Source organism: Parabacteroides sp. AF21-43 (assembly GCF_003635435.1).
GTDB classification, from domain to species: Bacteria; Bacteroidota; Bacteroidia; order Bacteroidales; family Tannerellaceae; genus Parabacteroides; species Parabacteroides distasonis.
The window spans coordinates 38,047-63,469 of sequence record NZ_QTMG01000002.1; the positions used below are offsets into that span (position 1 = coordinate 38,047).

General features: G+C 45.8%; 17 protein-coding genes. 11 read left to right on the forward strand and 6 right to left on the reverse strand.

Annotated elements, in window-relative coordinates:
* Positions 1 to 3 precede the first annotated feature (3 nt).
* The 3 genes from DWX84_RS02015 (at position 4) to DWX84_RS02025 (ending at position 6,795) form a co-directional block, all read left to right on the forward strand.
* A complete protein-coding gene (locus DWX84_RS02015) occupies positions 4 to 1,752 on the forward strand; it encodes an alpha-L-rhamnosidase C-terminal domain-containing protein (RefSeq protein ID WP_048927388.1) in 1,749 nt (582 codons plus the stop codon).
* A gap of 20 nt (positions 1,753 to 1,772) precedes the next feature.
* The gene (locus tag DWX84_RS02020) at positions 1,773 to 4,370 is read left to right on the forward strand and encodes a family 78 glycoside hydrolase catalytic domain (RefSeq protein WP_048927387.1); all 2,598 of its coding nucleotides are present in this window, start codon (positions 1,773 to 1,775) and stop codon (positions 4,368 to 4,370) included.
* Positions 4,371 to 4,575: 205 nt separating this feature from the next.
* Positions 4,576 to 6,795 (forward strand): alpha-L-rhamnosidase C-terminal domain-containing protein, encoded by a 2,220-nt coding sequence (locus tag DWX84_RS02025; RefSeq protein WP_048927386.1) that lies wholly within the window; start codon positions 4,576 to 4,578, stop codon positions 6,793 to 6,795.
* Here DWX84_RS02025 and DWX84_RS02030 read toward each other — a convergent pair.
* Positions 6,792 to 7,433, reverse strand: coding sequence for an HU family DNA-binding protein (locus DWX84_RS02030; RefSeq protein ID WP_048927385.1), 642 nt, complete (start codon positions 7,431 to 7,433; stop codon positions 6,792 to 6,794). The two genes, DWX84_RS02025 and DWX84_RS02030, sit on opposite strands and share 4 nt — an antisense overlap.
* Positions 7,434 to 7,844: 411 nt before the next feature.
* On the opposite strand from DWX84_RS02030, the gene DWX84_RS02035 reads away from it, so the two are divergent.
* Complete coding sequence (locus tag DWX84_RS02035; protein WP_048927384.1) at positions 7,845 to 9,125, forward strand: ATP-binding protein; 1,281 nt, start codon at positions 7,845 to 7,847, stop codon at positions 9,123 to 9,125.
* 72 nt (positions 9,126 to 9,197) lie between these two features.
* Here the strand turns inward: DWX84_RS02035 and DWX84_RS02040 are convergent, their stop codons facing one another.
* Entirely contained in the window at positions 9,198 to 9,611 is a 414-nt protein-coding gene (locus DWX84_RS02040; RefSeq protein WP_048927383.1) for a hypothetical protein, read from the reverse strand.
* 639 nt (positions 9,612 to 10,250) lie between these two features.
* Here DWX84_RS02040 and DWX84_RS02045 point away from each other — a divergent pair.
* The 7 genes from DWX84_RS02045 to DWX84_RS02075 all read left to right on the forward strand — a co-directional run bounded on the left by DWX84_RS02045 (position 10,251) and on the right by DWX84_RS02075 (position 20,686).
* On the forward strand, positions 10,251 to 11,384 hold the full coding sequence (locus tag DWX84_RS02045) for a hypothetical protein (RefSeq protein ID WP_129984542.1): 1,134 nt from the start codon (positions 10,251 to 10,253) through the stop codon (positions 11,382 to 11,384).
* Positions 11,385 to 11,502: 118 nt separating this feature from the next.
* Complete coding sequence (locus DWX84_RS02050; RefSeq protein ID WP_048927381.1) at positions 11,503 to 12,543, forward strand: DUF1848 domain-containing protein; 1,041 nt, start codon at positions 11,503 to 11,505, stop codon at positions 12,541 to 12,543.
* Positions 12,544 to 12,697: 154 nt separating this feature from the next.
* Positions 12,698 to 13,711, forward strand: a complete 1,014-nt coding sequence (locus DWX84_RS02055) for a DNA/RNA non-specific endonuclease (RefSeq protein WP_121960919.1) — start codon at positions 12,698 to 12,700, stop codon at positions 13,709 to 13,711.
* A gap of 93 nt (positions 13,712 to 13,804) precedes the next feature.
* Positions 13,805 to 14,854, forward strand: coding sequence for an efflux RND transporter periplasmic adaptor subunit (locus DWX84_RS02060; protein ID WP_008778321.1), 1,050 nt, complete (start codon positions 13,805 to 13,807; stop codon positions 14,852 to 14,854).
* Between the two features lie 10 nt (positions 14,855 to 14,864).
* Positions 14,865 to 17,909, forward strand: coding sequence for an efflux RND transporter permease subunit (locus DWX84_RS02065; RefSeq protein WP_005868335.1), 3,045 nt, complete (start codon positions 14,865 to 14,867; stop codon positions 17,907 to 17,909).
* Between the two features lie 5 nt (positions 17,910 to 17,914).
* Entirely contained in the window at positions 17,915 to 19,207 is a 1,293-nt protein-coding gene (locus tag DWX84_RS02070) for a TolC family protein (RefSeq protein ID WP_005856505.1), read from the forward strand.
* Positions 19,208 to 19,396: 189 nt separating this feature from the next.
* On the forward strand, positions 19,397 to 20,686 hold the full coding sequence (locus DWX84_RS02075; RefSeq protein WP_036614288.1) for a nucleotide sugar dehydrogenase: 1,290 nt from the start codon (positions 19,397 to 19,399) through the stop codon (positions 20,684 to 20,686).
* Between the two features lie 211 nt (positions 20,687 to 20,897).
* On the opposite strand, the gene DWX84_RS02080 is transcribed toward DWX84_RS02075, so the two are convergent.
* The 4 genes from DWX84_RS02080 to DWX84_RS02095 form a co-directional block, all read right to left on the reverse strand.
* Complete coding sequence (locus DWX84_RS02080; RefSeq protein ID WP_122297336.1) at positions 20,898 to 22,454, reverse strand: STN and carboxypeptidase regulatory-like domain-containing protein; 1,557 nt, start codon at positions 22,452 to 22,454, stop codon at positions 20,898 to 20,900.
* A complete protein-coding gene (locus DWX84_RS02085) occupies positions 22,433 to 23,284 on the reverse strand; it encodes a FecR family protein (protein WP_005868343.1) in 852 nt (283 codons plus the stop codon). Before DWX84_RS02085 ends, DWX84_RS02080 begins: the two co-directional genes overlap by 22 nt.
* 5 nt (positions 23,285 to 23,289) lie before the next feature.
* Positions 23,290 to 23,829: an RNA polymerase sigma-70 factor gene (locus DWX84_RS02090; RefSeq protein ID WP_005856513.1), complete on the reverse strand. Its 540-nt coding sequence runs from the start codon at positions 23,827 to 23,829 to the stop codon at positions 23,290 to 23,292.
* Between the two features lie 82 nt (positions 23,830 to 23,911).
* Positions 23,912 to 25,177 carry a carboxypeptidase-like regulatory domain-containing protein gene (locus DWX84_RS02095; protein ID WP_005868347.1) on the reverse strand — a complete coding sequence of 422 codons (1,266 nt, stop codon included), beginning with the start codon at positions 25,175 to 25,177 and terminating at the stop codon, positions 23,912 to 23,914.
* Positions 25,178 to 25,423 lie beyond the last annotated feature (246 nt).

Genomic DNA, 25,423 nt, shown 5'->3' on the forward strand with positions numbered 1-25,423 from the left:
CGTATGCGAAAGAAATTAATCATTCTATTCATAGGGATCGGTTCGTTCACGTTGTTCGCCCAGCAGCGAGACCATCGGACACGGGAGTATATCGCCCCGGTCCGTATTGTCTGGCAGCAAGATAGTTCGCGAATTACGGGAGCGAACCATTTGCTTGTTCCGGGCAACGGACAGTCGGATTTGGCGAATAATCGGTTGTGTGTGTTGAAAAGTACGCCAACCGAACATCCCGCTTTGCTGCTTGATTTCGGGAAGGAGTTGCAAGGCGGCCTTCAGCTGGTGACCGGTATGCCGCCGTCTCACGATCCGGTTTCCGTGCGGGTTCGTTTCGGCGAGTCCGTTAGTGAGGCTATGTGCGAGATAGATGGCGCGAACGGGGCGAGCAACGATCATGCGATGCGGGATTTCGTGGTATCGCTCCCTTGGCTGGGCGTGCAGGAGATCGGTAATTCCGGTTTCCGTTTCGTGCGTATTGATGTATTGGGTGATTCTACGGAGTTGCAATTAAAAGAGGTTCGTGCGATCTCTACGTTTCGGGATATTCCTTATCTGGGCTCTTTCCGTTGTAATGACGAGCGGTTGAACCGGATCTGGAAGACAGGTGCGTACACGGTCCACTTGAATATGCAGGAATATCTATGGGACGGCGTAAAACGGGATCGTCTGGTCTGGGTGGGGGATTTACATCCGGAGGTAATGACGGTCAGTACCGTCTTCGGTTATAATGAGGTGGTTCCTAAGAGCCTGGATTTGATTCGGGATATTACGCCGCTGCCTAGTTGGATGAACGGTATCAGTTCGTACTCGATCTGGTGGTTGTTGATTCAGCGGGATTGGTATTATTATCAAGGGAATCTTGCGTATCTACAAGAGCAACGCTCTTATATGACTGCTTTGTTGCGTCACTTGATCTCGAAGGTTGACCCAAGCGGACAAGAGAGACTGGATGGAAACCGTTTCTTGGATTGGCCTTCCAGTGAGAATACACCCGCTATCGATGCCGGCCTTCAATCGCTGATGATACAAGCCATGCGTGCGGGAGAGGAGTTATGTACCGTTTTAGGCGAGGATGCGTTGGCCTCGGAATGCCGTATGGTAGCTTCCAAGGCTATTGAGTTTTCCCTTCGGAAGAAATCCCGGTTCCCTTCGGAGAAAGATCGGATTACGCCCGGGGACAAACAGGCCGCCGCTTTGATGGCTCTGGCGGGTATCATGGATGCTAAGGAGGCGAACGAGCGTTGCTTGGCGGTGGACGGGGCGAAAGGCTTCTCTACGTTTTACGGGTATTATATGCTACGGGCGATGGCGTTGGCTGGTAATTACCAAGGTGCGTTAGATGTGATCCGTACGTATTGGGGAGCTATGCTGGATGTAGGTGCTACGACGTTTTGGGAGGATTTCAATATGGAATGGCTTCCTGACGCAGGGCGTATTGATGAGCTGGTCCCCGCTGGAAAGAAAGATATTCATGGAGATTATGGGGCGTATTGCTATCAAGGTTTCCGCCATAGCTTGTGCCATGGATGGGCTTCGGGTCCCACATCGTGGTTAAGCGAGTACGTATTGGGTGTACAAGTGGTGGAACCGGGTTGCCGTACGGTACGTATCATCCCACATCTGGGAGATCTCGAATGGGTGGAAGGTACGTTTCCCACGCCTTACGGGGTGATCGAGATCCGGCATGAGAAAGGTGCGGACGGTAAGGTGATAAGCCATATCAACGCTCCTGAAGAGATACGAGTTACCCCATAGCTCTTATACTTAGTTGTAGAATGTATATAATTATAGAATATATGAAACAAACTATTTGCATCTACGCTTTCGCCGCCCTCTTATTAGGCGGTTGTAAAAGCAATAATGAATTAACGATACCTACGAATCTCCGTACGGAATACCTTACGGAGCCTATCGGCTTGGATACTTCGTCTCCTCGCTTTACATGGGAATACTCCGGAAATGAGGAGGGCTTTAAGGCTTCCCGCTATGAGGTACGGATCGGTACGAGTCCGGACGACTTGCGGCCCTATGCGGAAGGAATGGCCCTGAAACCTCATACCCGTTATTACTGGAATGTTACGGTATGGGATGGTGAAGGGCGTCCGTGCGCTACCTCGGAGACGGCTTCTTTCGAGACCGCTAAGTTCGATCCCTCGGATTGGTCCGCCTCTTGGATTACCGATCATAAGGATAAGGAGTTCGAGCCTGCCCCTCTGTTCCGCAAGTCTTTCCCGGTAGGCAAGGAAGTGAAGGATGCCCGTGTGTACGTAGCATCTGCTGGGTATCATGAGCTATTCATCAATGGCGAGCGGGTCGGAACGAATTATCTGGACCCAGGGTATACGCATTTCGATAAACGTATCTTGTACGTGACGCATGATGTTACCTCTTTGCTGGAGCAAGGCGACAACGCCGTGGCCGCTGTTCTGGGAAACGGCTGGTACAACGAGCAGTCCGTGGCGGTCTGGAATTTCCATGAGGCACGCTGGCGGAATCGTCCCCGCCTGCTATGTGAGTTGCGTATTACCTATACGGATGGTACGACGGAGGTGATTGGTTCGGACGAGACTTGGAAGACTTCCACTGGAGCCTATACCTATAATAATATATATAGCGGCGATAAATTCGATGCCCGGCTGGAAGAGGCCGGATGGAAAACCGCTCATTTCGACGATAGTAAATGGGAAGCGGCACTTCCGGCGCAGGCTCCGGCACCTCTGTTGGTAGCCCAGCAAATGCCGGGAATCCGTATCACGGAAGAGGTGAGGCCCGTGTCGATGAAACGTTTCTCCGATCAGTTATATGTATATTCTTTCCCGAAGAACATGTCCGGCCTTTGCCGCTTGAAGGTGAAAGGTGAGGCGGGAACCCGTATCACGTTAAAACATGGTGAGTTGTTGAAGAAAGACGGTCGCTTGGAGCAAGGCAATATCAATGTATATTATCATCCGGTCAAACCGGACGAGGTATTCCAGATGGATGTCTTTACCTTGAAAGGTACGGGAGAGGAGGAGATCTTCATGCCTTCCTTCTCTTATCACGGTTTCCAATACGTGGAGGTGGAGAGTAGCCGTCCCGTTACTTTAACGGAAGAGAACTTGACCGGCTTGTTTATGCATACCGATGTCCGTCCGTCCGGTTCCTTCGCTTGTTCGAATCCTCTATTGAATAAGATATGGGAGGCTACGATGCAGGCTTACCGTAGTAACCTGCACAGTATCCCGACCGATTGTCCGCAACGGGAGAAGAATGGCTGGACAGCCGATGCGCATATCGCGATCGACCTCGGTTTGCTGGGCTTCGATGGTATCACGCTTTATGAGAAATGGATGAATGATATTATCGATAACCAGCGTGAGGCGGGTGAGATTTCCGGTATCATTCCTTCCAGCGGTTGGGGATATGGCGAGTGGCCGGGTCCGGTTTGGGACGCTGTCATGTTTATCATCCCGAACGCCTTGTATGATTATTATGGAGAGTCTCGCAGTATAGAACGCTTATATCCTACGATGCTGCGATATCTGGATTATTTGAAGACGAAAGAGAAAGACGGTTACTTGCCGTTTGGCTTGGGTGACTGGGTGTATTGGAAAGCTACGACGAATAATGAATATACCTCTACCGCCTACTATTATCTGGATTATAAGTTGATGGCTCGCTTCGCCTCTTTGCTGGGCAAGGACGCCGCTCCTTATCAAGAGAAAGCGAATACCCTCAAATCCTTGATCAACCGGAAGTTCTTCAACGCCGAGACCGGTGTGTATGCCGAAGGGACCCAAACGGCGCAAGCCTTGGCCTTGTATCTGGGACTTGTACCGGAAGGAAAGGAACAACTCGTGGCGGATAAGCTGCGTGAGGTGGTAGCGGGAAATAACTATTTCTTGGATTTTGGTCTATTAGGCAGTAAGACCGTTCTGGCCATGCTTACGAAATATGGCTATATCGAGGATGCCATGAAGATGATCACGAAGACCGAGGCACCTTCTTGGGGATATTGGGTAGAGACGATGGGTTACTCCACATTGCCGGAGACGTGGACACTTAGTCCGAAGTTTGCCGACGCTTCCTTGAACCACGTCTTTATGGGAGATGTCTCCGCTTGGATGATGAACCAGCTGGCCGGTATCAATCATGACGACTCGGCTCCGGGCTTCCGTCATATCCGTATCACGCCTCATTTCGTGAAAGAACTGGATTGGGCGAAAGGTGAGTACCATTCCGTACGCGGCCGTATCGCCAGCGAATGGAAACGGGAAGGGGATAAGGTTATGCTTACCGTGACGATTCCGGCTGATTGCTCCGCCGATATCGTGGTAGGCGATCAGACCGAGACCGTATCCGCCGGTACGCATACGTTTTCATATCCGGTGTGATAAGAACCGTATGACTTTAGTAAGCCGGTAATGACATCGCCTATATTGGCTTATTTTACCTAGTTGTAGAGACGGGGCGTGCCCCGTCTCACCATAGACTGATAGTATTTAAGTTGCCATTTAGCTGGGATGAGACGGGGCACGCCCCGTCTCTACAACTGGGGATTTCGAAAGCAAATAATTGAGAACCTTAAAGATTAAACGTATGAACAAGCTACTTCTTGCTCTTCTATTGTTTCTCCTATCTTTCAGCTGGATAAAAGTGACTGCCTCGGACAGTTGTCCCGCTTCCTTCCCTTGGAAAGCCCAATGGATCAATACCGAGCGTTGCCAAAGCGCTACGAATACTTGGTTGATCTACCGTAAATCATTCGCTGTGACGGATGTCCCGAATCAACTCATCGCCCGTATCGCCGCCGATTCCAAGTATTGGCTTTGGATCAACGACCAACTGGTTGTCTTCGAGGGTGGCTTGAAAAGAGGACCTTCTCCTTCCGGGACTTATTACGATCCGGTAGATATCGCCCCTTACCTGACAAAAGGTTCGAACACCATCGCTATCTTACTCTGGCATTTCGGGAAAGACGGTTTCAGTCATATCAACAGCGGGAAAGCGGCTTTGTTATTCGAGGCGATCGCTCCGGGACTGGAGATCGTCTCCGACGCGAGCTGGCAGTGTGCCTTGTATGAGGCCTATCAAAATACCGAGGCCCCTTTCCCGAATTACCGTATGCCGGAGAGTAATATCCGCTTCGATGCCCGTCAATCGATAACAAACTGGAACCGTACGAGTTTCGAAGGTTCCCTTCCGGGGGCGGTCTGCGTCGGTAAGGCGGGGAAAGCTCCTTTCGGGGATCTGGTGGAACGTCCGATACCCCAGTGGAAAAACAGCGGCCTGTTATCCTATGTATCCGTCCGGGAATCCTTGAAAGGCGATACCTTGTTCTGTCGTTTGCCCTATAATGCCCAGATCACTCCGTATCTAAAAGTAGAGGCGGAGGCCGGGAAGACTATCCACATCCGGATGGATAATTACGAGGGAGGAAGCGAGCGCAACGTACGTGCCGAATATATTACCCGTGAGGGTGAGCAGGAATACGAAAGCTATGGCTGGATGAACGGCCATGAGGTCTATTATATCATTCCCAAGGGCGTGAAGGTGCTGGATGTGAAATACCGTGAGACCGGCTACAACACGGACCTCGCTGGCTCTTTCCATTGTGATGACCCGTTCTACGACGAGCTTTGGCAACGTTCTGCCCGCACTTTATACATAACGATGCGTGATAATTATATGGACTGTCCGGACCGTGAACGTGCCCAATGGTGGGGTGACGAGGTGAATGAGCTAGGCGAGGCTTTCTACGCCCTTTCTCCGTCCGGGCAGAAACTAGCCGTAAAAGGCATCCATGAATTAATGAATTGGCAGCGGGAGGACGGAACGCTCTACGCTCCGGTTCCGGCGGGTAATTGGGATAAGGAGCTTCCTTTACAGATGTTGGCGTCTATCGGTTGGTACGGTTTTTATACGCAATATTATTATAGTGCCGACAGTAGTTTCGTCCCGGTGATATACGACCGGATGCGCCGTTACCTGCACGAGGTTTGGCAAGTCGATAAGAGTGGCTTGGTGATCGAGCGTCAAGGCGCTTGGAGCTGGGGCGACTGGGGCGAGCATGTCGATATGGGTGTATTGACCAACTGCTGGTATTATCTGGCCTTGAAAGCGGAGCGAGCCTTCGCCCTGCAACTCGGCAAGGATAAGGATGCCGATGAGATCTCCCGGATGATGCGTAGCATAGAACGTTGTTTCGACACGAAGTTCTGGACAGGTTCCGCCTATCGCTCCCCCGGCTATAAAGGGGAGACGGACGATCGCTCCCAAGCCATGGCGGTTGTTTCCGGGCTGGCCTCGAAAGATAAGTATCCGGCGCTGACGAAGGTACTTAAAAAGGAGTATCACGCCAGCCCTTATATGGAGAAGTATGTCCTAGAGGCCCTTTTCCAGATGGGCGAGCCGACGTTTGCCTTGGAACGGATGAAGCAACGTTACACCCGTATGCTGGATTATGCCGAATACACGACCTTGTTCGAGGGATGGGGCATCGGAGCCGAGGGCTTCGGTGGCGGCACGATCAATCACGCTTGGAGCGGTGGCCCGCTTACCTTATTGAGCCAGAAGGTCTGCGGTATCGAGCCAACCTCTCCCGGCTTCCGTACCTTTAAGATCTCGCCTCAATTGGGTCCCTTATCGGAAGCCTCTGCCAGCTTAGAGACCCATTATGGAACCATACAAGTAAGTATCAAGAAGAAAGGCAAGCGATTGAAGTTCGATCTCCAAATCCCGGAAGGCACCTCCGCCGAACTGATAAGACCGAACGGCACTCGCAAGCATCTCGACCCGGGGCACCATCAAGTGGATTAGTGATCGCCCTCTGTTTTCCTGCGGACATACACCCGGTGGCTTCCATAACCCGATAGGGTGATTCCACTTGCCGGGTCGCTACTGAGGCGTAGTAGCTCACGGTTTGCGCTACTACGTTTTAGTCCGGTGACAGCCATGTAGTCTTGTATGCGCAAGAATGGGTGTTCATCCAGGTAATCCAATGCCCGTGTCCGGCGTTCCTCTTCGGTGAAGGGCGATTTCCGGACACGGCTGATACCTCCCCGTCTTAAATCGCAACGCAGGTTAGTCTCCCGTATCAATTCCTTGTCGGCCCGGTAGTTGATACCATTCACCTCGATGCTCCGTGCGTTACGCTTCGGTTCGTCACCATCCAGCGAGTCGATCTCCTTGTCCTTCGCTACGCCTAGGCGGGGCGTGAACGTACCGATGCCATCCAACGTGACCGACTGCCCTTCCGCCATGCAATAGGCCAGATGTTCCGCTACTGTCGTCATCACCTGTATTACGCTACCCCTGCTCAAGCCCGATCCGGGGTAGGTGATCCGTTCCACGAAATCCTCCATGTCCATGTTCCGTTGTATCTTCATCCGATAATACACCGGCTTTTCCCCCGTCCCGTTCAGGTCGCACATCTCTTGCTTGATATATTCTGCCATAACTGCTACTAGGTATAATTGTTTGTATCTTCAAGTTAAAAACATTCTTCTTACTATATACAAATATACTAACTACTTGATCTATTTCCAAATTATCACCGTGGAATATATAGACCACGTCGTGATTTGTATATTCCATGTCTTGATCTGTACAGACCACGTCGTGGTTTGTAGAATTATACAGTATGCGAACAAGAATCCATAAGCTATCGAGCAAGAATTCATATAGGAGTAGAGCGTTTTTTGCTTAGGGGAGTAGAGGGTAGACAGGAAGGTAAAAGAACGTATGCCGCGTAAAAATGTACGTCCGTATACCTTATATCCGCGTATTTATGTATATTTGTATGGCGAATTGGTGCTGAAAAATGTGATGATTAGCTATATTTATCTGCGTAAAAATGTTGTATTCATATGGAAAGAACTGTTTTAAAGGAACTTATTGAATGGAAAGAAAGAGCGGACAGAAAACCTCTTATCCTTAATGGTGCCAGACAAGTGGGCAAGACTTGGTTACTCCATGAGTTTGCCAGGCTTGAATATAAGAAAGAGGCTTATGTCGTATGTCGTAAGAACAATCTTGCCCGGCAGCTTTTTACGCAGGACTTTGATGTGGAAAGAATTTTGCGTGGTCTCCGTGCTATGACTTCGGTGGATATTACTCCGGGTGATACGCTCGTCATTTTGGATGAGGTACAAGATATCCCGGAGGTATTGGAGGCGTTGAAGTATTTTAAGGAGGAAGCTCCGGACTACCATATCGCGGTGGCGGGTTCGCTTTTGGGAATTTCTTTGCATGAGAATGTATCATATCCGGTAGGTAAGGTTAATGTCATCAACCTGTATCCTATGAGTTTCGAGGAATTTCTTATGGCGAAAGGAGAGAAAGAGGCATGTAAATTACTTATGAGCCGTGACTATGTGATGATGAGTTTGCTGCATGAGAAGTATGTGGATCTTCTCCGCCAGTATTATTATGTGGGAGGCATGCCGGAGGCTGTTTCCAAATACGTGGAGACCGGAGCTTTACGGGAGGTAAGGCGTATCCAGCAGGAGATTCTCCAAGGTTACGATCTTGATTTTTCGAAACATGCGCCCAAAGAGCAAGTGCCGCGTATCCGGATGGTTTGGAACAGTGTGCCTTCTCAATTATTCAAGGAGAATAAGAAGTTTATCTATGGCGCTTTACGTAAAGGTGCGAGGGCCAACGACTTTGAGCTTTCCATACAATGGCTTGTCAATGCGGGTTTGTTGTATAAGGTACCTCGATGCGCGAAACCCGAGTTGCCGCTCGCCGTGTACGAGGACTTATCGGCTTTCAAGCTTTATATGGTAGACCTTGGCTTGATGGGAGCGATGGTCCAGACCGATCCTGCGCAAGTCTTAATAAAGAATGATATATTCAAGGAGTATAAGGGTGGACTAACTGAGCAATACGTTTTGCAACAGATGAAAAGCAATGGCGTGTCTCCCATTTATTATCATACGGCGGACAATTCGCGCCTAGAGCTTGATTTCATCATCCAGCGGGGAGCGGAAATGATCCCGATAGAAGTGAAGGCCGAAGGAAATGTCCGGGCTAATTCCTTGATGAACTTATTGGACAAGGAACCAAGCCTGCATGCGGAGCGATATTCCATGCTGCCTTACAAGGAGCAAGGCAACCTGACGAATATTCCTCTTTATGCGGTATGAAGTAGCAAAGGGCTGATCCCGGTTATCATCATCGCCTACACCCAAGGCGATGACGATACGGGAAAGCATTATCTACTTGCCTTTCTGTCGCTTGGTGACTGTGAATTTAGAGTATTTCTCATATTTGGAGCCTTTGGAGAATATATCTGGCATATGTCTCGCCGCAAACCGTAACTTCTCCTCATCCGTATGGAAATCCTTTCCTTCGCAATATTTCTCTATGTCTTTGGCAGCCTCAAGAAAAGCGTCCTTTTGGGATTCGGTCACGATCGGTAGCTCCGTTGAGTCCGCCTCTATTGCGTTTCTCGGATCTGCCGGTGCGATCATAAAGATCTTTTCGTTACATTCCCCCATCTTGATGTGAAACTGCAAGTATTGCTCATCGGTAAGCTCAAGGAAATCTTCTTCTTTAAGGATAAATCCATATTGGAATGTTAACTGCATGGCCTGCCCGCCCCAACCGAATAGTAAATCAAAAATATCCATAGCGTAAATTTTTATAAAGTTATTAATGTTCTAGTATGAAACCTAGGCTAAGGTTTGGGGCAAAGGTAACGTAAAAGCTGGGAGATACAAGTAAAATCGGGGTTTTGTTTATTACGTTTTAGGATATCCTATGTATTCGGATCGTATGATACCTATTTTCTCTAGTAGTTATATACAATAAGTCCTTCGATATGCTCTCTTTTGTAAACGACTGATAATTAGTGCTCCAAAAACAAGATGATGTTTTCTCAAAAACTTGTACGTGTTTCCCAAAAAACTCGTACGTGTTTTTGAGAATTCATGTACATGTTTTTCGTGAAAACGGCACGAACGAATATACGAAAGATCGGAAATAGACAATAACTCATCTTCTTGGAATCTTTATAAATATCCATGGAAAAAGAAATATGTATATTAGAAATTATATATATTTGCGAAGTCTCCTTACGCCGATGCCGTTAAAGCCGGCGGGCGAGGGAGGGCATATACATAAAGGCGTTTACTGAACGCTTTGGTTTTGACGCTATAAGAATCTCGCAAATTCAGTACAGTTTGTCAAGGATTATGTGTTGATTTTTATGTTGCATTTATTGGTTACGAGAATGATATATAATGAATATTTATTATTTGATAATTGTTATGGGAAAATTGGATGATATGAAATTAACGGTATTATATATTGAATATAAAAAATTTTTTATTGATATATTAAGTAGGTTTTATAATTTTGAAAAATGTGATGTGTATCATTATAGTGAGATTCTAAATATTGATGAATTGTGTGTAAATAACGCTTTAAATTGGGATATATGTCTGATAGAATTTTTTGGAAAGGGAAGGGTTAATTGGAAATATTTGAGTAAAAATAGATGCTTGCAATGTACGGTAGAATTACTTGATGAATATTATGATTGTTGGGAATGGAATATGTTGTCTTCTAATGAGGGACTATTTTGGACTGAGTTGATGATTAATAAGTATAAATCTAAATTGAATTGGGATTTATTGAGCTTGAATAAATCGTTGCCATGGTCTATTGATTTTATAAATCGTTATATAGATAGATTTAATTGGACTAATTTAAGTGCTAATCCATCGTTGCCTTGGACTGATGATTTAATCATTAAATATATAGATCGTTTAAATTGGGCTGGATTAAGTATGAATCCATCATTACCTTGGAACTTTGAGTTTATACAAAAGTATAAATGTAACTGGATCTGGGGATATTCGTCAGATTGGGTAATGACCGATAATATTGGTTTGTGTGGTAACTCGGGTATTCATTGGAATGAGGAATTGATAGAGATGTTTGATGATTTTATTGATTGGGGAGAGTTAAGTTTAAATACAGGGGATATGTGGAATGAATGTTTGATTGATAGATATTTAAGTAATTTGCATTGGGAAGAATGTTGGTATCCTCCTTTGGGTATGGGAGGTCTCAGTAGTAACCCTTCTTTGCCTTGGAGTTTGGACTTTGTAGATAAATATAGACCCTATTTAAATATAAAAGAAATTTGTTCTAATATATCTTTCCCTTGGAGAGAAGAGGATTTTAGAAATAATAATGGTAAAATAATAAATGATTGTGATAAATCTTACTGGAAATTATTAAGTATGAATGAAGGTTTGCCTTGGTCTATAAATGTGTTGTATGATAATAAATGTTGGTTTGATTGGAGTTTAATGAAAGAAAATGCAAAAGTGTACGATAAATGCTTAAGTGTTTTAGAAAAAGAAAAAATAAAATTTTTACTTGAATTAGCTTGATTAAAGTATCAAAAGGTGCTGTAGAATATTGAATAGGATAATCCTATAAGTGATGAGGTCAAAGAAGAAGGAAAGGGTATATGTCTACAAAATATAGTGAAAAGTTAAAAAATAAAAGATGGATGTTGTTAATGATTTAGATAAGCGTATTAGATCACTTGCTCCCATTATTATCTCCGTCAGCCGGTCAACGGATATCCCGGCCTTTTATGTCAAGTGGTTCTTTAATCGTTTGGCCAAGGGGTATTGTGTTTGGTATAATCCGTTTAATCGGCGGAAGATGTATGTGTCGTTTGAGCGGTGTAAGGCAATCGTGTTTTGGACAAAGAACCCGAAGCCGATATTACCTTATTTGCATGAGTTGGATAGGAGGGGTATCCATTATTATTTCCAGTTCACGTTGAATGACTATGTGAGCGAAGGCTTTGAGCCGAATGTGCCGAGCGTTACGCAACGGGTGGAGACATTTCGGGAGTTGTCGGAAATGATAGGGAAGGAACGGGTGATCTGGCGATTCGACCCATTGATTATAACTCCATCTATCACGCCTCGTGTCCTGCTTAGCCGTATTTGGAAGATCGGCAATCAGTTGAAAGGATATACTGATAAGCTCGTGTTCAGTTTCGTAGATGTAAAGGCGTATCGTAAGGTACAGAACAATCTTATAAAAGAGACGAATTGCTTTACGAAAGAGGATGTGGAAACCGCTGAGATGAATGCGATGCAACGTCAAGAAACTGTAGAGGGATTGGTGAAGTTGAGGGAAATTTGGGCTTCTACTGGTTGGAATGTGACACTCGCTACTTGTGCCGAGGATATTGACCTTACGGTTTATGGCATTGAGCATAACCGGTGTATCGACGGTGATTTAATGGAGCGTGTGTTTGGGGAGGATTATGAATTGGTTTATTATCTTCGAACAGGCCAATTACCCGAACCGGATCTTTTTGGTACGTTTCTCGCTTTACCCGACAAACGCAAAGACCTAAAAGACAAAGGCCAACGGAAAGCCTGTGGTTGCATGATAAGCAAAGATATCGGTAGGTATAACACTTGCTCCCATTTCTGTGTCTATTGTTATGCCAATACAAATAGGGAATGCGTACAAAAGAATGCGGTACACTATTCGGACGATAGTGAAAGTTTGATTCGAAGTTAAATTTGAAAGCAAGGTCAAATGAAGCGGCGTATTAAATTAAGCCGTCTTTTATAGTAATCGAGACCAATACTATCGTAGAATAGTGTTGTATAACATGCCGGATTTATCTATTTTTGCGCCCAATACGAAAGGTTAAGAATAGGAAGTTTTAGGTATGGCAAAAAAGAAAGGTAAGCCTCAACCCCGGAAAAGCAAGAAGAAGCGGGCATCATCATTCATGTCTTCTGTAAAGAAGATGCTTCTTGGCGCTTTTGCGGTAGTTGTTTGTTTTATCGGTGTATTATTCATATATAACTGGTTTTATCCGGTATCCAAGACACGGCCTGTAGAGAAGAAACAGGATCGGGCGGAGACAATAGTCCGTCCGAATATCTCGGACAAGGGCGGTTCCGGAACATCGGGTAAGAAAGCCGCGCAAGCGACGAAAAACAAGCAAACGACGAACCCAAAGAAAGAGACCACCGCTTATACTTTTCAAGAGGGAGCTGAGATACCGAGACTAAAGAATAAACAAAAAGAGCAGGTTATAAAGCATGAGGGCTATACGGTTTCTTATAATTCCGATTATAAGATCGCCAATTGGGTAGCCTATGAACTGACCTCGAAAGAGGCGACAAGTAAGAAGAACGAGCGGTCTAATAAGTTCGTCTCGGACCCCATGGTGAAAGGGGCTACCGCCATGAACGAGGACTATACCCGTTCCGGCTATGACCGAGGGCATATGGCGCCTGCCGGCGATATGAAATGGTCCGCCAAGGCCATGCGGGAATCGTTCTACCTAAGCAATATCTGTCCGCAAAAGCCCGGCTTGAACCGGGGTATCTGGAAAGATCTGGAAGAGCAGGCTCGTTTGTGGGCGAAAGAGAATGGCTCTTTGTTGATCGTGACCGGCCCGGTGATCACGGACGACCTGAAACGGTTAGGTAAGAATCGGGTGGGAATCCCGAAGACCTTTTATAAGGTAATCTGTACGATAACGAACGGTAAACCAGAAGGGGTAGGTTTTCTGTTTGATAATAAAGACTATGGAAAGACTCCGTTGAAATCGATGATGATCCCTATCGATAGCGTTGAGAAGGTTACCGGAATTGATTTTTTCCCTTCTTTGCCTGATTCGATAGAAAATCCGATGGAAGCATACGTGAATGATGGTAGTTGGTCTTTTTAAGGCACGTTATGCTCAACAATCTCTAGGCGAGAATGTTTTATATTTACTGTGAAGAAAAAGAAATCATAATTAAATAACAAAATGCAAGTTATCATGAAAGGAAAATTAATCCCTGTGTTTGTTTTGGCAGCATTGGTTTCCTGTAGTCAACCACCCGTTAAGGAGCAAGGTCCTCGTCCAGTTAAATTGGCGGACGTTACTTCTCTGAACATGGTTGAGAAATCATTCAGTGGAGTGGTATCGCCCGATCAATTCAGTGATTTGGCGTTTAAGATGTCCGGCCCGCTGATCTCATTAAACGTGGATGAAGGCCAGAAGGTCCGTACGGGACAGATCGTGGCCGAGATTGATCCGCTGGACTTTAAATGGGAATATGAGGCGAAGAAAGCGTCTTTCCAGACCGCTGAAGCGCAATTGCAACGTGCGAAGAAGTTATTGTCCAAACAAGCTATCTCCAAACAAGAGTATGAGTCTACGGAAGCCTCTTACTCAAATGCCAAGGCGGCTTTCGAGTATGCGCAAAATACATTGAACCAGACAAAGCTTCGTGCGCCGTTCGATGGATTTATCCAGAAGAAATATGTGGAGAATTACCAGAAGGTACAGGCCGGACAAGGAATCGTTTGCTTGATCAACCCGAATAAGTTACAGGTCGTGTTTACGATGCCGGAGAGTAATATCAATTACTTCTCTTCTCCTTATTCTGTTTATGTGGAATTCGATAATTACAAGGGCGTTCGCTTCAAGGCGAAGGTGAAAGAATACGTGGAAGCCTCTCCCGATGGCTCCGGCGTTCCCGTATATCTGTATATCGATGATCCGAACTTTAATTTAGAGAAATATAAGGTAGCCGTAGGTTTCTCTTGCCGTGTGATCTTGAACGTGGATAGCGAGAGTTTCACGCAAGGCGCCGTATTGGTTCCGCTAGCCGCTGTCGTGGCTGACGATGCCAATAGCGATAAGTATGTGTTTGTTTATAATGGGCAGTCTCAAAAGGTTGAGCGTCGCAAGATTACCGAGTCTATGCTGATCGGCAAGGATGGCGTGATCGTAACGGATGGCTTGCGACCCGGCGAACAGGTTGTCTCAGCCGGAGCCACTCGTTTGGTGGATGGACAACAGGTAAAAGTATTAACAGATTAAGAGATAAACAATGAATATTCCAAAATATTCCTTAGAGAATCAGAAGATTATATACTTTTTCCTAGCGGTCATGCTGATAGGAGGTATATATTCTTTCTTTAAATTGCCGAAGAAGGAAGATTCTCCCTTCGTAATCAAGCAAGCGGTTTTGGTTACCCAATATCCGGGAGCGACACCTCAGGAGGTGGAGAAGCTGGTGACTGAGCCGATCGAACGGGAGATTCAGGCTATGTCGGATGTGTTCCAGATCAAATCTGAGTCTTATTTCGGTATGTCCAAGATTTCTATTGAGTTGCAGCCTACCTTGTCTCCGGATTATATGCCGGTCAAGTGGGACGAGTTGCGTCGTAAGGTGGCGAATATACAGCCCCGCCTTCCGTCTGGCGCCTCCTCGATATCCGTTAGTGATGACTTCGGTGACGTATTCGGAATTTATTATGCCTTGACGGCCGATGAGGGATATACTTACGACGACCTGCGTAATTGGGCGCAAAAGATCAAGACGGAGCTATCTCCTGTACCGGGTGTACAGAAGGTCTACCTATTCGGTGAACAGACACAAGTTGTCAACGTAAAGATCTCTATCCCGAAACTGGCTAACCTAGGTATCGACCCGAACGCTATCCAGCAGGTGATGCAAACGCAGAACTTGTTGGTGAATACGGGAGATATCAATACCGGTAATTATCAATTGCGTTTGCGTGCGGAAGGTACGTATAAGGATATACAAGATATCCGGGACCAATTGATCGTGACGAAAAGTGGCGGTGAGGTTCGTTTGGGAGATATCGCTACGGTAGAGCGTGGTTATATGGACCCTCCCTCGAACCTGATGCGTGTGGACGGTAAGCGTGCCATCGGTATCGGTGTCGCTACCGGTTCGAAAGACGATGTGGTTGCCGTGGGTAACGCCGTGGCGGATCATTTAGCGGAGATGGAGCAGCTGTTCCCGGTGGGTATGGACCTGAAAACGATCTATCCGGAGAACAAGATCGCGGATGAGGCGAACAACGGTTTTATCTTGAACTTGATCGAGTCGTTGTTGATCGTTATCGTGATTATCTTTATCGTGATGGGGTCTCGTGCCGGTATGTTGGTCGGTAGTTCGTTGTTGTTCTCGGTAGGTGGTACCTTATTGATCATGTTGATCTGGGGTGTCGGCTTGAACCGAACCTCGTTGGCGGCCTTTATTATCGCTATGGGTATGTTGGTGGATAACGCTATCGTGGTGACGGATAATGCCCAAGTCGGTATCAAGCGGGGACTTTCCCGTTATCAGGCGTTGATCGATGGCGCGACGAAACCGCAGTGGGCGTTGTTGGGCGCTACCTTTATCGCCGTATGTTCTTTCTTGCCGATGTACTTGGCACCGGCATCCGTGGCCGAGATCGTGAAACCGTTGTTTATCGTATTGGCGGTATCCTTGGGATTAAGCTGGGTCTTGGCCTTGACGCAAACGACTACCTTCGGTAATTTTATCTTGAAAGAGGCGAAACCGGGCGAGAGCAAAGACCCGTACGATACGAAGCTGTATCATAAATTTGAGTCGGTATTGGGCCGTTTGATCAAGCGTAGATATGTAACGATCTCTACCGTGGTAGCTACGTTATTCCTTTCCTTGTTCGTGATGAGCATCATGCCGCAGAGTTTCTTCCCGATCATGAGCAAGCCTTATTTCCGTGCGGACTTGATCTTCCCGGAAGGATATAGCATCTACGACGTGGAGACGAACGTGAAGAAGATAGAGGAGGAATATCTCAGCAAGAATGAGAATATCAAATCATACTCGTTTACCTTGGGAGGTTCGCCGGTGCGTTATTACTTGGCCAGTTCTTCTATCGGTCCGAAGCCAAACTTCGCCAATGTGTTGATCGAGACACAAGATCCGGAGGATGCGCAAGCGGAAGAGGGTAAGTTCTACGATTATATGGTCGCTAACTATCCGAATATATTGACCCGTTCGGCTTTGTTCGCCTTGTCTCCGGTTCCGGATGCGGCGATCGAGATCGGTTTTATCGGCGATAACGTAGATACGTTGGTTGCCTTGACGCAAAGGGCGCAGGAGATCGCCCGGAATTATGATCAGGTGATGGAGGTTCGCAATAGTTGGGGTAACAAGGTTCCGGTATGGAAGCCGCTATATTCCCAAGAGAAAGGTTTGCGTCTGGGTATTACCCGTCAGCAGGTGGCTTATTCCTTGCGTTCGGCTACGAATGGCGTACCTTTGGGTGAGTATCGTGAGGGCGACGTGTTTATGCCGATCTTACTGAAAGATGCGGATAAGGATTCTATCAGTCTGAATGATATAAAGACTTTGCCGGTTTATAGCGCTAAAGGCCGTTCGGTAAAAGTGGAGCAGGTGATCGATGATTTCTCGCTGGATTATGAGTTTAACGTAGTGAGACGATTCAACCGTGAGCCGTGTATGCTTATGCAGTGTGAGCCGAAGCGTGGCGCCAATACGATGGCTGCTTTCAGTCATTTGTGGAAAGAGGTACAGGAGAAGATTCAGGTGCCGGAAGGATATAAGATGACGTATTTCGGTGAGCAATCCGAGCAAGATAAAGGTAATAAGGCGATCGCCGCTAATATCCCGTTGATGTTCGGTTTGATTTATGTCACCTTGTTATTCTTATTCCCGAAATATTACCGGAAACCGGTATTGATCATGGCGATGCTGCCGTTGATCTTCATTGGTGTGGTATTGGGATTGTTGGTGTTCGGTAAGTCCCTCGACTTCTTTGCTATGCTGGGTCTGTTGGGCTTGATCGGTATGAATATCAAGAATGCGATCGTGCTGGTGGACGAGATCGGTTTACAATTGAACGCGGGCTTGTCTCCGGTGAATGCCGTGATAGAGGCAACGAAAACCCGTATCGTTCCGGTGACGATGGCTTCCGGTACGACGATCTTAGGTATGTTGCCGTTGTTGGGTGACGCTATGTTCGCCGGTATGGCGGCTACCATCATGGGTGGTCTGTTCGTATCTACGATCTTGACGATCTTCGTGCTTCCGGTTACTTATTGTGTTTTCTTTAAGATTAAATCAGAGTAAAAGGTATGAGAAATAAAATAATCATAGGTTGTTTATTGTTGGGTGCCTTGTCCGCTAAAGCGCAAGACACCCGGCTATCGGCTGTGGAATATAAGGAACGGGTCCTTGAATACAGCCGTCAAATCAAGCAAAGCTCTGAGGAGCGTATCGCTATGCAGCATGCGATCAAGGCCGCTAAGACCGGTTTCTTCCCTTCGGTAGACTTCTCCGGCAGTTATCAGTATCGTATCAATAAATATGATTTGGATTTCGGACCGGGCATGTCCGTAGAGATGGACCATAATACGTATAGCCTAGGCGCTACGGTGAGCCAGCCCATCTATGCCGGCGGACAGATCTATAATAACTATAAGGCAGCTCAGGTACAAGGCAAGATCACCGAGCAAGCGGAAGAATTGACAACGGATAATATCGTTTATTCCGCCGATTTGAACTATTGGACGGCCGCCGCACGTAAAGGTATGTACGATGTGATGTGCCAGTATGTAGACATTGTCGGGGAGTTGGCGAACGTGTTGACGATCCGTTTCAATGACGGCCAGATCAGTAAGACCGATTTATTGCAAGTGGAGTCCCGCTTGAAAGAAGCGGAATTGAATAAAAGCTCGGCTTATAAGGAATATCAGATCGCGTTACAGAACTTGAACTCATTGATGGGTGTATCTCCGTTAGACCCGATCGAGGTGGAAGATTCCATTACGACCTATCTGGCCTTGCCGTTGCAAGTAGGAGAGGATGTAGCTCTTCGGAATCGTCCGGACTACGCTATTTCCGAGTTGAACATAGAGTATCAAAAGAGACAGATCAATTTGTCGAAGGCGAAATATAACCCGTCTTTGGCGATCGGTTTTCAAGGTACTTGGGGTACGCCGATGTTGAACGTGAAAGGTTCGGACCAGTTGTGGACTCCGGCCGTCTTCGCTTCCTTGAAGATACCTTTGTTCCGTTGGGGAGCCCGTTTCAAGGAGGTAAATTCCCAGAAGGCCATCCTTCGTAGTAAGGAATACGCCTTGGACAATACGCGTGATAAGATCGCTCAAGAGGTAGCGAACGCATGGACAAGCCTAACCGAGTATACGAAACAAATTACCGTCGCGGAAGAGGCTTGTAAGATTGCCGAGGAGAACCTTGATTTGAATACCTTCAGCTACAACGAGGGTAAACTACCGATCTTGGATGTGCTCTCCGCCCAATTGTCATGGATTCAGTCTTACAGTAGCTTGATCCAGACTTGGTATCAGCAAAAGGCTTCTTTAGCCCAATATAACAAGGCTATAGGTATTCGCCGTTTGCAGTAAAAGAAACATATTTATACTTAGAAGACAAGGTCCCTTATTTTGGAAACGAGATAAGGGACCTTCTTTATGAAATAAAACGTCCTTTATTCCGTTAGGTAAACTGAAGATTGCTACATTTGCATACAATCTTGTCTGTTTGGGATACTCGTCGGAATCCGGACTTTTTAAGTAGAATGATGAAATAATAAGATGTATACAAAGTTACTAGATAAACAAACAAAACTTGCCCTAATCGGACTAGGATATGTCGGGCTTCCTATCGCGATGGAATTCGCTAAACATGTTTCCGTTATCGGATTTGATATCAACGAGGATCGCTTGGACAAGCTTCGGAACGGTATAGATCCGTGTGGTGAGCTTTCCTCTGAGGTATTTGAACATAAGGACATCACATTTACTTCTTCTATAGAGAAGCTAAGGGAGGCTTCTTTTTACGTGATAGCTGTTCCTACCCCGATAGACAGCCATAACGAGCCGGATCTATCCCCTTTGTTGGGTGCGACTCGCACGGTAGGCAAAGTCCTTAAACGAGGCGATTATGTAGTATACGAATCTACCGTATATCCGGGATGTACGGAAGAGGATTGCATCCCGATCTTGGAGGAGGTTTCAGGGTTGAGAGTAGGAGAGGACTTTAAGGTTGGATATTCACCGGAACGAATCAATCCGGGTGATAAGGTACATACCTTGGTAAATACCGTGAAGATCGTTTCCGGCTGCGATGCCGAAGCTTTGGAAACGATATCGGACGTCTATAAGCTGGTCGTTCAAGCGGGGTTGCACCGTGCGCCTAGTATCAAGGTAGCCGAAGCCGCCAAGATTATCGAGAATACCCAGCGTGATGTGAATATAGCCCTTATGAACGAGCTTTCCATTATTTTCGATCGAATGGGGGTAAATACGTTTGATGTCTTGAAAGCCGCCGGAACGAAATGGAATTTCCTGCCTTTCTCTCCCGGATTGGTAGGTGGGCATTGTATAGGGGTAGATCCTTACTATCTGGTGCATAAAGCCAAAGAATTGCAATATCACACGAAGATGATCAACTCTGGTCGCTACGTGAACGATTCCATGGGACGGTATATCGGAAAGAAGGTCGTGAAAAAGATTATCTCGCAGGGGAAAAATATCCTAGGAGCGCATGTGTTGGTGATGGGTATGACTTTTAAGGAAAACGTATCGGATATACGTAACTCGAAAGTAGCCGATATTATCAATGAGTTTAAGGACTTCGGAGCCGAGGTCGATGTGATGGATCCGTTCGCTTCCCCTTTGGAAGTATTGCAAGAGTACGGTATCCGGTTAGTAGAGAGGCCCGGGAAGAAATATGACGCGGTAGTGGTAGCTGTCGCTCATACGACTTATTTGAAGCTGGATGAGTCCTACTTCATGTCGATCACGAACGAACATGCCGTGTTGGCGGACGTGAAAGGAGTCTATCGAGGTAGCATCCATCAGATGATCTATTGGAGTCTGTAATTGTTAAAAAGTAACACAAGCTGCAAAGAAATTTCGATAAACTTAAAAAAATGTGTTGTACAATATCTTTTTTTATTTGCTCAATTATATTAATTAGCCCATCTTTGCATGCAGATAACCTAAACAATCTTTTTGCCTTAAAGACTAATACCTATTAAAAACCTATAAAGAGAGCCTTTGCGAAAAGGCTCTCTTTATGATTTTCAAGGGATTAGTAGTTCGTTTCCTCTATCTTTGAGGTGATTCTGCTAATAGCCTCATTCAGTTTGTCTTCGGGTAATATTACGTTAAAATCTCCCCAGAAACCCTCGTCGTAGTTGAAGTGAGTATCCGAGAAAACCGTGCGGGTGGGAAGGGATTCAATGCGTGAGAAGCGGTTCACATTGGCTGTATCTATCTTACAGGTAACCATTTCGAACCAAGTATGTAAAATATTTGTGTTAAAAAGTTGTCTTCTTTTTTTAATTTTAAAATGCAGATCTCCCCGGATATGGTTAATGTAGTAGGTGCCATTCCATTGCTTGTAAGATACCGTATAGGCTACTTTCTGGGGCGTGATCCGTAAATTCCGGCTTTTTCTCTCGACGAACATGCCGGCCGCTTGCTCGATATATTGGGGATTGACCTCAAAGTCCACTCTTAATAAGGCATTATTTTCCATGTCGATATATATCTGTCCCCGATAAAGCGGTTCATTGATACTCTTTCGTTGCTCGAAAGAGATGACGTTAGCAAGTCGATCACCCACTACCGTGATGTCGGTATGGGCGTATGTATAGGGTGAATCCGGGCTAGGATCCAGAAACTCCGGTAACTGTTTCATCAAGTCCAAGACAAGGCAGGAGTAGATACCCGACTTCATTTTTGTGATCAATGTGTCCTTTTCCTGCTCGTTACTGATGCGGCGCATCTTTAGTAGTTTCACTTGATCGGCCAAGGCATTGCTGTGGTAAGATGCCTTATATACCTTAAAAACAGCCTCGGTCAGTCCTACGAGTCCTTTTTTACGTTCAACGCCTTCTCTGTAAAATGTGGTAAGGTAAATCGGGTGCTGGGAATAATTGCTTCTTCTCTCGTTCAGCATCTCCTGTAATAAGCGTTTCGGATTGGTTAGACGCACGATAACTTCTTGGATGGAGATTACTTTAGGCTCTAGGGATAAGACGGTATGTTTATCTATTAACTCCCGACCATCTATCTCTTGGGGAAGATAGCCGATATGAGAGAAACGTACCTTGGATAATCGGAGTGAGTCCGGTAATTTCAATCGGAACTCTCCATTCTGGTTGGTGATGGTGCCGATAGCGGCCTCGCCGATTCCTACCGATCCGAACGCGATTGGCTCATGGGTATATTGATCCTGTAAAGAACCTTCTATCGAGAAATAGGTTTGTATGGAATCGGGAGTTACGGATGCGCTTTTAGGAGCGGAGGGACTCTCTGGCAGATAAAGCAAGAGATGGTTCTCTATCGTACGGATCGCCAGATTTTTATTACCGGTAATAGCGTATATAGCTTCTTGTATCGTATAATCTCCACCTTTTATCGATGTTGTTTGTTCATTATCGATAATCTTACTGTCGTATATAAAAAGATAGCCGGAACGTTCCGTGACGAGTCCCAGCAATTGGTAGATATTTCCTTTTGATTTAGGCAATCGTATGACCTGTCCCAGTACGTTACCATTCTGGGCATTCATAGGGATGAGAGCTACGAGTAACAGCAACCATCCTACGATCAGCTGTCTCAAGGTTCGGAAATCATCCATATATTATTTTGTTGCGTACATTTTAGTTTTAACGCCGCGCAGATCAGTTCAGCCATCGTTGCGGGTGAGTTATTATAGAAACTAACGGTCAGCCGTCTATTCTCTAAATCAGCCGTTGTCTTCAATGGCATCATCGGATACTCCAGATTAATTACATGCAAGATATCTCCTAAGCGCTCATCCTTAAACTGGATACGGCGGGTGTAATCGGAAAATTGTTCGTTATCTTGAGTCGGAGCTACTTGTAAACGGTTGGAGAATAAGGATACGGTTTGACCGGCCTTTACCAGCGTTTGTTCTCCGTTCTTCTTGAGTGTCACTTTCACTAATCCCCGGCGAACGGCCAATTCAAAGGCGCTTTTATCCGAGCTTTTGATATTGAATGAGGTTCCCAATACCTCGATCCGGGCCTGCTCTGTCTCGATTAGGAAAGGACGTTCCTTATTCCCGCTTACATCAAAAAGGGCGTTTCCTAATAGAGACACCTCTCTTTTTTCTCTTTGGAAATGTTCCGGATAGCTTAACTGGCTGTTATCGGCCAGATAAACGATAGACCCGTCTTCCAAAGTCGTGACCAAGGTGGTGGAAGCCTCGTTATTATGCAGGGTGAGCAGAGTGGTCTCCGGTGTCCGTTCTTGTCCAAGGAAAATAGCTGTAGCTACCGATACGCAAAGTATAATGATAGCGGCGGCCCATTTCATGAGTCCGATCCGGTATGGGATTTGTGTACCGGAAATTGGCTTATCCAGCAGCCCGTCTTGCTCCAAGCGAGTGTATAATTGTGCCCATGCTTGGTCTGTCTTCGATTTATTTTTTTCTATTTGATTCATAACTGTTAGGTATAATTCTCGATTTCTTTTCTTAGTGTTTGTAGTGCCTTGGTCATTTCCGCTTCTACTGTCTTTATGGACAATGAGAGGCTGGAGGCTATCTCCGCGTATTTCATTCCTTCGAAACGGTGCATCCGAAAGATCCGGAGGCGGCGTTCGGGCAATTTACCTAATGCCCGGTTGACCAAGGATTGCAATTCTTTGTACTCAAGTTGATCTTGCGGGGTATACGATTCGGATTCCGGATTCTCTCCGGCTAAAACCGTATTCCGGTATCGGTATCGTACTTCCCGATGCTCCAGATATTGTAAGGACCGGTTCCGGGTAGCTCCATAAAGGTAGTTCTTGATGGAACGTAAGATTGGAAGAGATTCTCTTTCTTTCCAGAATACATAAAACAAGTCCTGAACGATCTCCTCCGCGACTTCCTGCTCTCCTGTTATACTGGTTGCGTACAGGCAAAGAGGGGTATAATAAAGCCTGAAAATACTTTCGAATGCTTTAATATCCCCTTCCTTGATCTTTTTGAGTACGAACAAATCCATAATAATTTGGTTTCAACAGATAATTGATAATGGACAAAGATAATGATTTGTCCATATCATTGTCGATAGTATATTTACACGGTCAATTTTTATGTTGCTTCTTTAATTTATATACCGCATTCTCCAAAGACTCGGTAGGCTCGATAATGTTGTAAGCTCCCCAGAAGTTCTCGTCGGCGAAGTCCGATACCTTGTCGGATAGAGACTGATCCGCTTTAAAAGACATCCGGTAGGGGATGGAGTTATTTTGTTCTTTACCATCGGTAACGACCATCTCGGATACGATCGTGTAGTTGGTAGAGAAAAGTTTTCGTTTCCAGTCGCATTTAAAGCGAACCTCATTGCGGATATAACTCAGATAGCTCATGCCGTCACGTTCTTTGTAAGTTACGAGGAAAGCTACCTCCACGGGTTTAAATCGCAAGCCAAAAGGCTTTTTGCGGAGGATGGCCTCGGTAGCCTTATTCCGGTCATCCATGCTGAGGGCGAATTCCGCACGGCTGAAGGAAAGCCGTTCCTTATCGATATACAATTTACCGTAATATAAGGCGTAAGGCAAGATCGCTTGAGGTTGGAAACTGATTACGTAATGCGGTCGGTCGTTTAACATCACGCTTTCTTCCATACGGAAGGCGTAATAAGGTAAGATATTCGGGTCGAGCAATAAATCCGGATTCTTCACCACATCCACGTAAACGGATAGGTTAGGGCCTCCCAATAATTTCACGGCTAATGTGTCGCTAGCCTTCTCGCTCAATAATTTACGTCCTTTATAGATCTGTACCCGATCCCGTTCCACGTTCCTGTCCTTATAGGGAGTTTTGTAAACATCGATAACCGCTTCCGAGATATTGATGTAACGACGGCCTTTTTGTGCGGTCTCCCGGTAGAACCCGGTAAGCATGCTACCTGTGGCGATGTAATTCTTATTTACTTTCTCAATCGCCTCCTCTACGATATATCGAGGATCTCCGGCCCGGATAATGACTTCGCTAAGCGTATTCATGTTCGGTTCGAGTAATACCGTACATTCTAATATGTCCTTATCGTTCACGGGGATCAAGCCATTCAAATATCCGATATGCGATACTTCTACTTGTCTGGCATGGAGGCCGTTTTTCACTTTGATAGAGAACTCACCGTCATTATTGGTGATCGTTCCCACGTTGGTTCCCGGAATAGAGATATTTACGTATTCCAGTTTTTTTCGTGTTTGCTTGTCTTTTACTACACCGCTGACAGTGATAAACTCATCGTCTGCGCTATCCTGTGCCTTTATAGAGGTTACACCGCAAGCCAACAGTATCATCAGGATAAATCCCATAGTTTGTTTACAGAGCGCTTTCATATTTGTATTGTTTTAATGGTAAATAATCACTTTGTACTTATAGGATCGCTCAGAAAAGAAATACCCTATGGGATTTATCGAAAAAAGAATGACTAAAAAAGCAAAAAATAGCAGATTTGGGCTTTTGTTTTGAGTTTCAAGTGGTTGTGGCAGTTGTTGGCTTTAAGTGACGTTCGTGAGGAAATGCGAAAATGACGGATTTGAGAAGTAGAAACGCTTTCAAGTCATTACCTCAAAGAAACTCTC

Coding starts and splice junctions, on each gene's coding strand:
- DWX84_RS02075 (WP_036614288.1), top strand. CDS start 19,397: ATGTATACAAAGTTACTAGATAAACAAACAAAACTTGCCCTAATCGGA.
- DWX84_RS02090 (WP_005856513.1), bottom strand. CDS start 23,829: ATGGATTTGTTCGTACTCAAAAAGATCAAGGAAGGGGATATTAAAGCA.
- DWX84_RS02095 (WP_005868347.1), bottom strand. CDS start 25,177: ATGAAAGCGCTCTGTAAACAAACTATGGGATTTATCCTGATGATACTG.
- DWX84_RS02080 (WP_122297336.1), bottom strand. CDS start 22,454: ATGGATGATTTCCGAACCTTGAGACAGCTGATCGTAGGATGGTTGCTG.
- DWX84_RS02060 (WP_008778321.1), top strand. CDS start 13,805: ATGAAAGGAAAATTAATCCCTGTGTTTGTTTTGGCAGCATTGGTTTCC.
- DWX84_RS02030 (WP_048927385.1), bottom strand. CDS start 7,433: ATGGCAGAATATATCAAGCAAGAGATGTGCGACCTGAACGGGACGGGG.
- DWX84_RS02065 (WP_005868335.1), top strand. CDS start 14,865: ATGAATATTCCAAAATATTCCTTAGAGAATCAGAAGATTATATACTTT.
- DWX84_RS02055 (WP_121960919.1), top strand. CDS start 12,698: ATGGCAAAAAAGAAAGGTAAGCCTCAACCCCGGAAAAGCAAGAAGAAG.
- DWX84_RS02040 (WP_048927383.1), bottom strand. CDS start 9,611: ATGGATATTTTTGATTTACTATTCGGTTGGGGCGGGCAGGCCATGCAG.
- DWX84_RS02045 (WP_129984542.1), top strand. CDS start 10,251: ATGGGAAAATTGGATGATATGAAATTAACGGTATTATATATTGAATAT.
- DWX84_RS02050 (WP_048927381.1), top strand. CDS start 11,503: ATGGATGTTGTTAATGATTTAGATAAGCGTATTAGATCACTTGCTCCC.
- DWX84_RS02035 (WP_048927384.1), top strand. CDS start 7,845: ATGGAAAGAACTGTTTTAAAGGAACTTATTGAATGGAAAGAAAGAGCG.
- DWX84_RS02020 (WP_048927387.1), top strand. CDS start 1,773: ATGTATATAATTATAGAATATATGAAACAAACTATTTGCATCTACGCT.
- DWX84_RS02015 (WP_048927388.1), top strand. CDS start 4: ATGCGAAAGAAATTAATCATTCTATTCATAGGGATCGGTTCGTTCACG.
- DWX84_RS02025 (WP_048927386.1), top strand. CDS start 4,576: ATGAACAAGCTACTTCTTGCTCTTCTATTGTTTCTCCTATCTTTCAGC.
- DWX84_RS02085 (WP_005868343.1), bottom strand. CDS start 23,284: ATGAATCAAATAGAAAAAAATAAATCGAAGACAGACCAAGCATGGGCA.
- DWX84_RS02070 (WP_005856505.1), top strand. CDS start 17,915: ATGAGAAATAAAATAATCATAGGTTGTTTATTGTTGGGTGCCTTGTCC.